This is a genomic window from Rathayibacter sp. AY1D5, from assembly GCF_002932515.1.
In the GTDB taxonomy this organism is placed as follows: Bacteria; Actinomycetota; Actinomycetes; order Actinomycetales; family Microbacteriaceae; genus Rathayibacter.
This window is the reverse complement of the sequence record NZ_PSVU01000002.1, coordinates 12,254-24,012: the sequence shown is the minus strand read 5'-3', so window position 1 is coordinate 24,012 and position 11,759 is coordinate 12,254. Positions and strand designations below refer to the sequence as shown.

Here is an 11,759-nt window from a genome sequence, read left to right as displayed (position 1 = left end):
CAACCTAACCTTCGAAGCAGCCGTGAACAATACAGGGGTGTTACCAATACGTTTCGCGACCGGATCGTTACCATTCCGCTGTCGCGCCGCGCCAGGACGACGCGTTCCGCAGATCAGACGGAGGATCGGCGCCGTCTGCGCTCCGCGGCGACGAGGTCGCCTGAGAAGATCGCCAGGGCGGCCCACACCAGCGCGAAGCCGATCCAGCGCTCGAGCGGCATCTCCTCGTGCAGGACGAAGGCCCCGACGAGGAACTGCAGGAACGGCGTCAGGTACTGCACGAAGCCGACGATCGACAGCGGGAGGCGCCGGGCGGCGCCCGCGAACAGGAGCAGCGGGACGGCCGTGACGATCCCGGCCGAGGCGAGGATGAGGGCGTGCCCCGTCCCCTCCGTCGTCAGGGTCAGCCCCACCGTGGAGCCGACGACCGCCAGCTGCACCACGGCGAGCGGCGTCAGCCAGAGCGTCTCGAGCGTCAGCCCGCCGACCGCGTCCACCGTGCCGCCGACGCGGCTCTTCACCAGGCCGTAGAGGCCGAACGAGAAGGCGAGGGCGAGCGAGATCCACGGGAAGGATCCGTAGCCCACCGCGATGACCAGAACCGCGACGGCGCTGACGCCCATCGCGGCCCACTGCAGGGGCCGGAGGCGCTCGCGCAGCACCAGGACGCCCAGCAGCACCGTGACCAGCGGGTTCATGAAGTAGCCCAGGGCCGCCTCGATGACGTGGCCCGTGGTCGTGGCGATCACGTAGACCTGCCAGTTGACGTAGATGAGCACGCCCGCGATCGCCATCACGCCGAGCAGGCGGGGGCGGCGCAGCAGCGCGCCGAAGGAGCGCCAGCCGCGGAGGACCGTGAGCAGGATCACGCAGAAGACGAGCGAGAAGAGCACCCGGAACGCGACGATCTCGAACGGCGAGGCCGGCGCCATCGCGATGAAGTAGAGGGGCATCGCACCCCAGAGCAGGTAGGCCGAGAACGCGAACAGCAGCCCCGTGCCGGACATCCCGCCCGGGCGTCCCGCCGCTCCGAGCGCCTCCACTCCTTCGCCGACGGGCACGTCCGAAGGGGACGGCGAGACGGCCTCGGCAGGGGTGCGGGAGCTGGTCACTCCCCCGATGCTACGCAGGCGCGGGGTGGGAGGACGGCCCCGCAGCGGGCGGATCAGGCCACTGGTCGCGAGGAGGACCGGGAACGACGGAAGGGCCCGCCGACCGAGGTCGACGGGCCCTTCCGAGGGATGCTGCCTAGCGGACGACGACCGCGAGGACGTCGCGAGCGGAGAGGACCAGCAGGTCCTCGCCACCGAACTTGACCTCGGTTCCGCCGTACTTGGAGTAGATCACCTTGTCGCCGACGGCGACGTCGAGCGGCACGCGGTTGCCGTTGTCGTCGATGCGACCGGGTCCGACGGCGACGACCTCGCCCTCCTGCGGCTTCTCCTTGGCGGTATCGGGGATGACGAGACCGGAAGCGGTCACCTGCTCCGCCTCGACCTGCTTGATGACGATGCGATCTTCGAGCGGCTTGATGGACACCGACACGGTTGACCTCTTTCTTGACGACGATGTGGGCGGAACGCGGTTCTGGCACACACGCTCCGAGAGTGCTAGATCCATCGTAGGGGCTCCGCTGGCACTCGTGCAATCAGAGTGCCAAGCGGGGCGGCGGACCCGCCGGGAGGCCGTGGCCTACCATGGCCGGATGCGACGCGACGAGCTGGTCGAGCTCCTCTCCCCCGAGGGCCTCCGGCTCCTCGACTCCCTCGACGGCTACCGGTCCGACGACCTGGTGCGGGCCGTGGCACGCCTCCGGGCCGCCGGCCACTCCCCCGTCCTCGTCGCCGCGGTGCTCACCCAGGCGAGGCTCCGGCAGAAGGCGGAGGCGAAGTTCGGCGAGTTCGCCCGCTCGATGCTCTTCACGGACGCGGGACTCGAGCAGGCGACGCGGCTGCGCGTCGCCGCCCTGCACGCCGGCCGGTTCGCCGCGGCGGGAGCGGCGCGCGTCGCCGACCTCGGCAGCGGGATCGGCGGCGACGCCCTCGCGATGGCCGCGATCGACCTGGCGGTCACCGCCGTCGAGGCCGACGAGGTCACCGCGACCCTGGCCAGCTTCAACCTCGCCCCGTTCCCCGCGGCGAGCGCCGTGCACTCGACGGCCGAGGCCTTCGACCTCGACGGCTTCGACGCCGTCTACCTGGACCCGGCACGCCGCACGGCGGGCCACCGCGAGACCCGCCGGCTCGACGATCCGGACGACTACTCCCCCTCGCTCGACTTCGCGTTCGGCCTGGCCGAGCATCGTCCCGTGGGCGTGAAGGTGGGTCCCGGCTTCGACCGCGAGCGCCTGCCGCGGGACGCCGAGGCGCAGTGGGTCTCGGTCGACGGGGAGCTGGTCGAGACCGGGCTCTGGTTCGGTTCTCTGGCGCGCGCGGGCGTGCGCCGCTCCGCTCTGCTGCTCGGCGCGACCGGCTCCTCCGAGCTCACCGCGGCGGGCGACAGCGAGGACGAGGAGGTCGGCCCCCTCGGCGCGTTCGTGCACGAGCCGGACGGCTCCGCGATCCGCGCGCGCCTCCTGGGCGAGCTCGCGCGCTCCAGCGGCTCGCGGATGCTCTCGCCCGGCATCGCCTATCTGACGGGCGACGATGCGGCCGCCTCGCCCTTCCTCCGCAGCTTCCGGGTCCTCGCCGAGCTGCCGCTGGACGAGCGCACGCTGGCGAAGGAGCTGCGCACCCGCGGCATCGGCGTGCTCGAGATCAAGAAGCGCGGGGTGGACGTCGACCCCGCCCGCTTCCGCAAGCGGCTGGGCCTCTCCGGCACCGGCAGCGCGGTGCTGATCCTGACGCGGATCGCCGGGCGCCACCGCGCGCTGCTCGCGGAGCGCGTCGAGCGGCCCGCGCCGGCTCAGTAGCCGGAGGTGCCGGCGGCGAGGGCCACCACGACGAAGACGAGGAAGACCGCCAGGTAGATCAGCGAGACGGCGATGCCGGCGAACCCGGTGATGATCGCGGTCAGCGCGAATCCGCGTGCGGCCGGCTCGCGCCGGCGTCCGAGGAAGCCGAGCACGACGGCCGGAGCCGACAGCAGGAAGCCGAAACCGGCGGCGAAGAGCGTGATGACCAGGCCGACGATGCCGAGGATCATCCCGACGAGGCTCAGCGTGCGGGGGACGACGGGCGCCGGAGCGGCCGCGTAGGCGGCGGGGTGGCCGGGCGCGGAGGAGTAGGCGGGCGCCGAGGGGTACGCGGGCGGCGGCGGCGGCGACCCGTAGGCCGGCGGTGCGGAGTCGGTGAGCGGCACCGACGGCTGCGAAGCGGCCGAGGGCGGAGCGGGCGGGGCCGGGGGGACGGGCGGGGCCGGCGGGACCGGGACGGAGCCGTGCTGCTCGTCGGAGCCGGGGCCGGGACGGGTGCTGTCGTCGCTCATGGCGCGAGTCTAGCCAGCACCCGGGCGGCGGCGGAGGGGTTCCGTCCGCTCACGCGGGCAGGTAGCCGCCGTCGCGCAGGTCGCCGACGAAGGCCGTCCAGGCGAGGTAGGCGATCACCGCGACGACGATCGCGAGGTAGCCCAGCACGAAGCCGGCGACCGCGAGACCGCGGCCGCGCTGTCCGGAGCGTCGGGCCTGGGCGAAGCCGATGTGGCCGAGGACGATGGCGGCGGGCGCCAGCCCCAGCAGTCCGCACACCAGAGCCGCGACCGCGAGCGGATTCATCGGCGGGCGGCGGGGCGGGAGACCGGGGTAGGGATCGGCGGCGGCCGTCGGCGGCGGGTAGGCCGCCGACGGCTCGCCGAGCGGAGGGGCGAACGGCGCGGGCGCCGGTCCGGTCTGCGGTCCGGGCGCGGTGTCGTCGGTCACGGTGTCCTCCTGGTGGTGCGGGCGCCCCCGAGCCTCGGAGGCGTGTCGATCAGTACCCGGTCGAGGGCATGGTCGCCGCGATCGAGAAGAGCGCGACGAACGAGATGATGGTGATGATGATCGCGACGAAGCCGATGATGACGGCGGCGAGGGCGAGGCCGCGGCCCTTCTCCCCCGTGCGCTTGATCTGCGACAGGGCGATGAAGCCCAGCACGATGCCCACGATGGAGACGAAGAACGAGGCGATGAAGCCGATGATCGCCAGGATGTTGTAGCGGTCGGACGCGGGCGTGTACGGAGTGGTCATGGAATCCCCCAGGGTCAGGAACGAGCGGATGCGGCCAAGAGTGGCAGTGGCACGATCCGCCTGTCAAAAAGCTGGACGGCGCTTGCGCGGCCCGGCCGCCGCCCGGTAGAGGCCTCAGCGGACCTGGATCTCGGTGACCGGGAGGGTCGAGTCGGCCCCGAAGCCGAGCCCCGACGGCGGATGCCCCGCCTCGATCAGCTGCGCCGCCAGTGCGGCGATCATCGCGCCGTTGTCGGTGCAGAGCGAGAGCGCCGGGATCCGGAGGGTCACTCCCGCGGCCGCGCACCGCTCCTCCGCCAGCGCGCGCACCCGGGCGTTGGCGACCACGCCGCCGCCGAGCAGGAGGCGCGGCACGCCCCGGTCGCGGCAGGCGGCGAGCGCCTTCGTGAGCAGGACGTCGGCGACCGCCTCGCGGAAGCTCGCCGCGACGTCGGCCACGGGCACCTCCTCCCCCGCGTCCTGGCGCTTCTCGACCCAGCGGGCGACCGCGGTCTTCAGCCCTGAGAACGAGAAGTCGTAGCGGTGGCGCTCGAGGTCCTTCGGCAGGCTGAGCCCGCGGGGGAAGCGGATCGCCTTCGGGTCCCCGTCCGCCGCCACCCGGTCGATCTGCGGTCCGCCCGGATAGGGCAGGCCCAGGACTCGCGCCACCTTGTCGAAGGCCTCGCCGGCGGCATCGTCGATGGTCTCGCCGAGCAGCTCGACGTCCGACACCAGATCGCGCACGTGCAGGAGCGAGGTGTGCCCGCCCGAGACCAGCAGCGCGATCGTCGGCACCTCGACGGGGCTGCCCTCGCTGCCGTCGGCCCGGAGGACGTCGGCTCCCACGTGTCCGACGAGGTGGTTCACGGCGTAGAGCGGCAGGCCGAGCGAGACGGCGAGCGCCTTCGCCGCTCCGACGCCGACCATGAGGGCGCCCGAGAGCCCCGGTCCGCTGGTGACCGCGATCGCGTCCAGGTCGCCGAGCGCGACACCGGCCTCGGAGAGCGCCGCGTGCAGGGCGGGCTCGAGCGCCTCCAGGTGCGCCCGGGCGGCCACCTCGGGCACGACGCCGCCGTAGCGGGCGTGCTCCTCCATCGAGGAGGCGATGGTGTTCGAGAGCAGCGTCGTGCCGCGGACGATGCCGATCCCCGTCTCGTCGCAGCTGGTCTCGATGCCGAGGACGAGGGGTCCGGTGCTCACGGGGTCTCCTGGGTCGGGGTCGGCGGCCGGCGCATCACGATCGCGTCCACTCCGTCGGGCTGGTAGTAGGCGGGGCGGACGCCGATCTCCTCGAAGCCCTCCGAGCGGTAGAGGGTCTGCGCGGCGGGGTTGTCGGCGCGGACCTCGAGGAAGACCTCGCGGGCGCCGCGTTCGCCGGCCGCCTCGAGGAGCGTGCGCAGCAGGCGGCGGCCGAGGCCGGTGCGGCGGACCCGGGCGACGACCGCGATCGTCTGCACGTCGCCCTCGTGGGCGCCGACGGGGCAGAGGAGCCCGGCGTAGCCGACCACCTCGCCGTCCTGCTCGGCGACCAGGTACCGGGTGTGACGGCTCCGGATCTCCTCCGCCATCATCCCGCGCGACCAGGCGTCGCCGGCGAACTCGGACTCCTCGATCGCCATGACAGCGTCGAGGTCGTCCGCCTGCGCGTCGCGGAGCACGGCCTCGCTCATGCGGTCACCCGCTTGGGGCCGGCGGACAGCGTGACGTCGGGCGAGCGGAGGTAGAGGGGCTCGTCCGCGGCACCGGGCCGACCGGCCGCGCGCAGGCGGGCGGCCACGACTCCGAGCTCGCCGGCGGAGACAGACTCGGCCTCCAGGCGCGGGAGCTCCGGATGCGGGAGGGCCGGCGGCTTGTCCAGGCCCGGGCCGGCGAGGCGGACGGGGAGCCCCTGATCGTCGAGCCCGTCGTAGGCGCTCCAGTACAGCTCTCGGCGGCGGGCGTCGGTGACGACGAGGAAGCCCGCGGCGCGCCCGTGCCTCAGCGCGGCGAGCGCGATCGCGTCGTGCGAGACCACGGGGAGGGTGGGGACGCCGCGGCCGAGCGCGAAGGCCCGGGCGGCGGCGATCCCGACCCGGAGGCCGGTGAAGGGGCCGGGGCCCATGCCCACGGCGACCGCCTCGATGCCCCCGGGAGCCACGTCGGCCGCCTCGAGCGCCTCCTGGATCAGCCGGCCGACCACCTCCGCGTGGCGCATGGTGTCGGTCTCGGTGCGCTCCGAGCGCACGGCGCCCGCGGAGTCGACGACGGCGACGGAGGTTCCGGAGGAGGTGTCGATCGCGAGGAGCACGCGTCCAGGGTACCCGCGGGCTCAGCTCCAGCCGGTGCCGCGGAAGCGGACGGTCCGCGGCTCGATCGGCTCCTCGCCCTCCTCGGCGTCGGAGCCGGCGGTCGGCCGCTCGATGACCACGTCGAGCCAGGACTCCGCGACGCCGTCCAGCATCCCGGCCCCCCACTCCACGACGACCACCGAGCGCGCCGAATCGAGGTCGAGGTCGTCGAGCTCGACCGGCGAGCCCACGCGATAGGCGTCGACGTGCACGAGCGGCGGCCCGTCGTGCAGCGGCGGGTGCGTCCGCGCGATCACGAAGGTGGGGCTCGTCACGGGACCCCGCACGTCGAGGCCCTCGCCGAGCCCGCGCGTGAAGGTCGTCTTGCCCGCGCCGAGCGGCCCGGTCAGCACCAGCAGGTCGCCGGCGCGCAGCACTCGGCCGAGCTCGCGGCCGAGCTCCGCCATGGCCTCCGGATCGGCGACCTCGACGACGCGGTCCGCGAACCAGGAGCGCTCAGGCACGGCCGTCCGCCGCGCTCAGCAGCCGCCGCTGGACCCGCGGCCCGAGCCGGGTGACCAGCTCGTAGTTGATGGTGCCGCACCACCGCGCCCACTCGTCTACCGAGGGGACGCCGGTCGTCGGGTCGCCCCAGAGCGTCACCGGGTCGCCCGTCGCGACGCTCGCATCCCCCACGTCGACGACGAACTGGTCCATCGCGACCCGCCCGGCGATCCGGTGGCGGCGGCCGCCGATCGAGACCTCCGCGACGCCGGAGGCGCTCCGCGGGATGCCGTCCGCGTAGCCGAACGGCACGAGCGCGAGGGTCGTCCCGCCCTCGGCCCGCCAGGTGTAGTCGTAGCTCACGCCGGTCCCGTGGGGCACCCGGCGGACGCCGGCGACGCGGCCCTGGAGCGTCATCGCCGGGACGAGCCCGAGCTGGAGCGAGGTCTCGTCCTCGAACGGCGAGAGTCCGTAGAGGGCGATGCCGCTGCGCACCATGTCGAGGCGTGTCTCCGGGAGTCGCAGCGCCGCCGCCGTCGCCGCGAGGTGCAGGACCGGCACCTGCACCCCGTGCGCGGCCAGCACGGCCTCGGCGCGGCGGAGGAGCGCGAGTTGGGCGAGGTCGTCCTCGCGCGAGGTGTTGGACAGGTGCGAGAAGAGCCCGGTGAGGTGGACGGTGCCGCGAGCGCTGTGACGGGCGAGCGACTCCGCCAGGTGCGGCCACTCCTCCTCCGCGGCGCCGTTGCGGCTGAGGCCCGTGTCGACCTTGAGCTGCACGGCGGCGCGCACACCGCGGTCCTCCGCCGACTGCGCGAGCGTGTCGATCTGGTCGACGGAGGAGACGGCGACGTCGATCGAGTGCTCGAGCGCCGCGTCGAAGTCCTCGCCGGGGTCGTGCAGCCAGCAGAGGATCGGAGCGACGACGCCTGCCTCGCGCAGGGCCACGGCCTCCCGCAGCTCCGCGGTGCCGAGGGCGTCCGCGCCGCCGTCGAGCGCCGCCTGCGCCGCAGCCAGGGCGCCGTGCCCGTACCCGTTGGCCTTGACGACGGCCATCAGCCGTCGGGCACCGGTGAGCTCGCGTAGACGCGCGGCGTTCGCCGCCATCGCGTCGACGTCGATCACCGCCTCGCGGTACGACGCAGGGACGCTCACGACTCGGCCACCACGAACGCGCAGGCCACGCCCGCGTCATGCGTCATCGAGAGGTGCACGCGCGTGATCCCCCGCGCCTCCGCGGCCGCCCGGGCCGGGCCGTGCAGCGCGAAGGACGGATTCCCGTACTCGTCCCGCTCGACGACCATGTCGTGCCACCCGGCGCCCACGGAGTCGCCGAGCGCCTTGATCAGCGCCTCCTTGGCGGCGAAGCGGCCCGCCAGTGAGGCGACGGGGAGCGAGCGTTCGCTCTCGGCGAACAGCCGGTCGCGGAGCCGGGGCGTGCGCGTCAGCGAGCGCTCGAAGCGCGCGAGGTCCACGACGTCCACCCCGATCCCCACGATCACGGCTCGATCACTCGACCGTGACCGACTTGGCGAGGTTGCGCGGCTGGTCGACGTCGAGGCCCTTGGCGGCGGCGAGCTCCATCGCGAACATCTGCAGCGGGGTGACGGCGAGCAGCGGCTCGAACAGCGGGTCGGCGAGCGGGATCGGAACGACCTCGTCGGCGATCTGGATCGCGGCCGTGTCGCCCTGCTCCGCGATCGCGATGACGCGGGCGCCGCGGGCCTTGATCTCCTGGATGTTCGAGATCACCTTGCGCTGCAGCTCGTACGACTCGCTCGGGCTCGGCACGATCACGAACACGACCTGGCCCGGCTCGATCAGCGCGATCGGGCCGTGCTTGAGCTCGCCCGCCGCGAAGCCCTCGGCGTGGATGTAGGCGAGCTCCTTGAGCTTCAGCGCGCCCTCGAGCGCCACCGGGTAGCCGACGTGGCGGCCGAGGAACAGCACCGCGCGGGTGTCGGCCATCCAACCGGCCAGCTGGGCGATGTCGTCGGAGGCGTCGAGCACGCGGGAGAGCTTCTCCGGGATCGCGGCGAGCTGGGCCGCCTGCGAGGCGACGAGCTCGGTGGAGGCGGCTCCGCGCACCGCGGCCAGGTGCAGCCCGAAGAGGTAGAGCGCCGCGATCTGGGCGACGAAGGCCTTGGTCGAGGCGACCGCCACCTCCGGTCCCGCGTGCGTGTAGAGCACGGCGTCCGACTCGCGCGGGATCGTCGCGCCCTGGGTGTTGCAGACCGAGAGCGTCTTGGCGCCGTGCTCGCGGGCGTACTTGACCGCCATCAGCGTGTCCATCGTCTCGCCGGACTGGCTGATCGAGACGACGAGGGTGCGCGGGGTGAGCACCGGGTCGCGGTAGCGGAACTCGTGGCTGAGCTCGACCTCGACGGGGACGCGCGCCCATTTCTCGATCGCGTACTTGGCGACCATGCCCGAGTAGGCGGCCGTGCCGCAGGCGATGATCGTGATGCGGTCGATCTCCGTCAGCACCGGACCGAGCGCGTCGAGCTCGGGCAGCGTGATCGCGCCCTCGTGGATGCGGCCGCGGAGCGTGTTGGCGACGGCCTCGGGGCCCTCGGTGATCTCCTTGGCCATGAAGCTCGACCAGCCGCCCTTCTCGGACGCCGACGCGTCCCAGGCGATCTCGAACGGCTCGGTCTCGACGGGGTTGCCGAAGAAGTCGGTCACCGTGACGAGCTCCGGGGTGATCGTGACGATCTGGTCCTGGCCGATGGCGACCGCGCGGCGGGTGAACTCGACGAACGCCGCGACGTCGGAGCCGAGGAAGTTCTCCCCGTCGCCCAGGCCGATCACGAGCGGCGAGTTGCGGCGCGCGCCGACGACCACGCCGGGCTGGTCCTGGTGCAGGGCGAGCAGGGTGAACGCGCCCTCGAGGTGCGCGACGACGGCCTGGAAGGCGAGCACGAGGTCGCCGGTGCGGCGGTACTCGCGGGCGATCAGGTGCGCGGCGACCTCGGTGTCGGTCTCGCTCTCGAAGACGGCGCCCTCGGCGAGCAGCTGCTCCTTGAGCGGCTGGAAGTTCTCGATGATGCCGTTGTGGATGACGGCGAGCCTGCCCTCGTCCGCGAGGTGGGGGTGGGCGTTGCGGTCGGTCGGGCCGCCGTGCGTCGCCCAGCGGGTGTGGCCGATGCCCGTGGTGCCCTCGGCCAGCGGGTGCGCCTCGAGGTCGTCGACCAGGACGCTGAGCTTGCCCGAGCGCTTGCGGCTGTCGAGCTGCCCGTCGGCGTCGATCACGGCCACGCCGGCCGAGTCGTAGCCGCGGTACTCCAGACGCTTCAGGCCCCCGAGCAGCACGGCCAGGCTGTCGCGCTCACCGACGTATCCAACGATTCCACACATGCGCTCGATTCTAAGCGGCGCGGAGGCGCCTCCCGCGGCGTCGGGCACCCGGCGGGGCGGACGCTAGGATCGGTCCCCATGCCGTCGTCTCCTCGCGATCCCGCGCGCGACGCGCACCCCTCCCCCTTCGTCGAGATCGTCCGCTCCGACTGGGCCGAGCTCGCCCGCACCACGGAGCTGCCGCTGTCGGAGACCGAGGTCGTGCAGCTGCGGGGGCTGGGCGACCGGCTGAGCCTCACCGAGGTCGCGGAGGTCTACCTGCCGCTCTCGCGCCTGCTGAGCCTGTACGCCGGTGGCGCGCGGCACCTGCACCGCGCGACGAGCACGTTCCTCGGGGAGCGCGCGCAGCCGACTCCGTTCGTGATCGGCGTCGCGGGGTCGGTCGCGGTGGGCAAGTCGACGATCGCGCGCCTGCTGCGGGAGCTGCTCGCCCGCTGGGAGGACACGCCCCGCGTCGAGCTGGTGACCACCGACGGCTTCCTGCTGCCCAACCGCGAGCTGGAGCGCCGCGGTCTGATGAGCCGCAAAGGCTTCCCCGAGTCGTACGACCGGCGGGCGCTGCTGCGCTTCGTCTCGGAGGTGAAGGGCGGGGCCGCGGAGGTGCGCGCGCCGTTCTACTCGCACCTGTCCTACGACATCGTCCCCGACGCCGAGATCGTCGTGCGGCGGCCGGACGTGCTGATCGTCGAGGGCCTGAACGTGCTGCAGCCGCCGGTGCCCGGTCACGGCCTGGCGGTGAGCGACCTGTTCGACTTCACCGTCTACGTCGACGCCCGGACCAGCGACATCGCGCGCTGGTACGAGGAGCGCTTCCTCACCCTGCAGCAGGGCGCGTTCGCGAATCCGAACTCCTACTTCCACCGCTACGCGGCGCTCAGTCCGGACGAGGCCCGTGAGCGCGCGCGGAGCATCTGGGCCGCGATCAACGAGCCGAACCTGCTGCAGAACGTGCGCCCCACCCGCTCCCGCGCGAGCCTGGTCCTCCGCAAGCAGGCCGACCACACGGTCTCCTCGGTCCTCCTCCGCAAGATCTGACCGCGCCCCCGGTCGCTGTTCGCCGCCGCGCGCACCGCGCAGCCACCGACCTCCTCGAACCCCTCCACCGCAGGATCGGTGCAGGCTCGGGACCACCCGCGAGCCGACGGCGGGAATCGCGTGCCGAGCCGATTCACCCGCGGCGAACGCGAACCGCTCCACCCGCGCAACGACCTCGCGAAGCCGACCGCGAGGGGCCGCGCAAGGAGCGGCCCCGCAACAAGCACCGCCGCGTGCCAAGCGATTCACCCGCGGCGAACGCGCCCCGCTCCAGCCATCGCAACCACCTCGCGAAGCCGACCGCGAGGGGCCGCGCAGGGAGCGGCCCCGCAACGAACACCGCCGTCGCGGGAATCGCGTGCCAAGCGATTCACCCGCGGCGAACGCGCCCCGCTCCAGCCATCGCAACCACCTCGCGAAGCCGACCGCGAGGGGCCGCGCAGGGAGCGGCCCCGCA

Annotated in this window: 14 protein-coding genes; 2 read left to right on the top strand and 12 right to left on the bottom strand. The window is 73.4% G+C overall.

The genetic code is table 11. The annotated features are described in order from the left end of the window. Positions 1–113: 113 nt before the first annotated feature. Both rarD and groES read right to left on the bottom strand, forming a co-directional pair. On the bottom strand, positions 114–1,007 hold the full coding sequence (gene rarD / locus C5C82_RS01055; protein WP_104224726.1) for an EamA family transporter RarD: 894 nt from the start codon (positions 1,005–1,007) through the stop codon (positions 114–116). A 241-nt stretch (positions 1,008–1,248) separates the two neighbouring features. Next, complete coding sequence (gene groES, locus C5C82_RS01050; RefSeq protein ID WP_097167691.1) at positions 1,249–1,545, bottom strand: co-chaperone GroES; 297 nt, start codon at positions 1,543–1,545, stop codon at positions 1,249–1,251. 160 nt (positions 1,546–1,705) lie between these two features. On the opposite strand from groES, the gene C5C82_RS01045 reads away from it, so the two are divergent. Next, entirely contained in the window at positions 1,706–2,911 is a 1,206-nt protein-coding gene (locus C5C82_RS01045; protein WP_104337892.1) for an SAM-dependent methyltransferase, read from the top strand. On the opposite strand, the gene C5C82_RS01040 is transcribed toward C5C82_RS01045, so the two are convergent. The 10 genes from C5C82_RS01040 to glmS form a co-directional block, all read right to left on the bottom strand. Further along, positions 2,905–3,426 carry a DUF4190 domain-containing protein gene (locus tag C5C82_RS01040; RefSeq protein WP_146085938.1) on the bottom strand — a complete coding sequence of 174 codons (522 nt, stop codon included), beginning with the start codon at positions 3,424–3,426 and terminating at the stop codon, positions 2,905–2,907. The two genes, C5C82_RS01045 and C5C82_RS01040, sit on opposite strands and share 7 nt — an antisense overlap. 49 nt (positions 3,427–3,475) lie before the next feature. Further along, entirely contained in the window at positions 3,476–3,856 is a 381-nt protein-coding gene (locus tag C5C82_RS01035) for a DUF4190 domain-containing protein (protein WP_104338064.1), read from the bottom strand. A 49-nt stretch (positions 3,857–3,905) separates the two neighbouring features. After that, positions 3,906–4,163: a DUF4190 domain-containing protein gene (locus tag C5C82_RS01030; protein ID WP_104225014.1), complete on the bottom strand. Its 258-nt coding sequence runs from the start codon at positions 4,161–4,163 to the stop codon at positions 3,906–3,908. A 114-nt stretch (positions 4,164–4,277) separates the two neighbouring features. Continuing rightward, positions 4,278–5,342, bottom strand: a complete 1,065-nt coding sequence (gene tsaD / locus C5C82_RS01025; protein ID WP_104225013.1) for a tRNA (adenosine(37)-N6)-threonylcarbamoyltransferase complex transferase subunit TsaD — start codon at positions 5,340–5,342, stop codon at positions 4,278–4,280. Further along, a complete protein-coding gene (gene rimI / locus C5C82_RS01020; RefSeq protein WP_104349641.1) occupies positions 5,339–5,812 on the bottom strand; it encodes a ribosomal protein S18-alanine N-acetyltransferase in 474 nt (157 codons plus the stop codon). The genes tsaD and rimI overlap by 4 nt, the downstream gene beginning before the upstream one ends. Next, positions 5,809–6,429, bottom strand: coding sequence for a tRNA (adenosine(37)-N6)-threonylcarbamoyltransferase complex dimerization subunit type 1 TsaB (gene tsaB / locus C5C82_RS01015; protein WP_104225011.1), 621 nt, complete (start codon positions 6,427–6,429; stop codon positions 5,809–5,811). The genes rimI and tsaB overlap by 4 nt, the downstream gene beginning before the upstream one ends. Positions 6,430–6,450: 21 nt before the next feature. Beyond that, entirely contained in the window at positions 6,451–6,876 is a 426-nt protein-coding gene (tsaE, locus tag C5C82_RS01010; RefSeq protein ID WP_104354504.1) for a tRNA (adenosine(37)-N6)-threonylcarbamoyltransferase complex ATPase subunit type 1 TsaE, read from the bottom strand. A 49-nt stretch (positions 6,877–6,925) separates the two neighbouring features. Then, on the bottom strand, positions 6,926–8,065 hold the full coding sequence (gene alr, locus C5C82_RS01005) for an alanine racemase (protein WP_181072902.1): 1,140 nt from the start codon (positions 8,063–8,065) through the stop codon (positions 6,926–6,928). Then, positions 8,062–8,412, bottom strand: coding sequence for a holo-ACP synthase (locus tag C5C82_RS01000; RefSeq protein WP_104292482.1), 351 nt, complete (start codon positions 8,410–8,412; stop codon positions 8,062–8,064). The genes alr and C5C82_RS01000 overlap by 4 nt, the downstream gene beginning before the upstream one ends. A 7-nt stretch (positions 8,413–8,419) precedes the next feature. Continuing rightward, entirely contained in the window at positions 8,420–10,267 is a 1,848-nt protein-coding gene (gene glmS, locus C5C82_RS00995; protein WP_104227413.1) for a glutamine--fructose-6-phosphate transaminase (isomerizing), read from the bottom strand. A 78-nt stretch (positions 10,268–10,345) separates the two neighbouring features. On the opposite strand from glmS, the gene coaA reads away from it, so the two are divergent. Beyond that, positions 10,346–11,302 (top strand): type I pantothenate kinase, encoded by a 957-nt coding sequence (gene coaA, locus C5C82_RS00990; RefSeq protein WP_104234153.1) that lies wholly within the window; start codon positions 10,346–10,348, stop codon positions 11,300–11,302. Positions 11,303–11,759 lie beyond the last annotated feature (457 nt).

What these genes read in the sequence shown, in the direction of transcription:
- rarD (WP_104224726.1), bottom strand. Translation starts at nt 1,007, where the DNA reads ATGTCCGGCACGGGGCTGCTGTTCGCGTTCTCGGCCTACCTGCTCTGG.
- C5C82_RS01045 (WP_104337892.1), top strand. Translation starts at nt 1,706, where the DNA reads ATGCGACGCGACGAGCTGGTCGAGCTCCTCTCCCCCGAGGGCCTCCGG.
- C5C82_RS01040 (WP_146085938.1), bottom strand. Translation starts at nt 3,426, where the DNA reads ATGAGCGACGACAGCACCCGTCCCGGCCCCGGCTCCGACGAGCAGCAC.
- C5C82_RS01030 (WP_104225014.1), bottom strand. Translation starts at nt 4,163, where the DNA reads ATGACCACTCCGTACACGCCCGCGTCCGACCGCTACAACATCCTGGCG.
- rimI (WP_104349641.1), bottom strand. Translation starts at nt 5,812, where the DNA reads ATGAGCGAGGCCGTGCTCCGCGACGCGCAGGCGGACGACCTCGACGCT.
- tsaE (WP_104354504.1), bottom strand. Translation starts at nt 6,876, where the DNA reads ATGGCGGAGCTCGGCCGCGAGCTCGGCCGAGTGCTGCGCGCCGGCGAC.
- glmS (WP_104227413.1), bottom strand. Translation starts at nt 10,267, where the DNA reads ATGTGTGGAATCGTTGGATACGTCGGTGAGCGCGACAGCCTGGCCGTG.
- coaA (WP_104234153.1), top strand. Translation starts at nt 10,346, where the DNA reads ATGCCGTCGTCTCCTCGCGATCCCGCGCGCGACGCGCACCCCTCCCCC.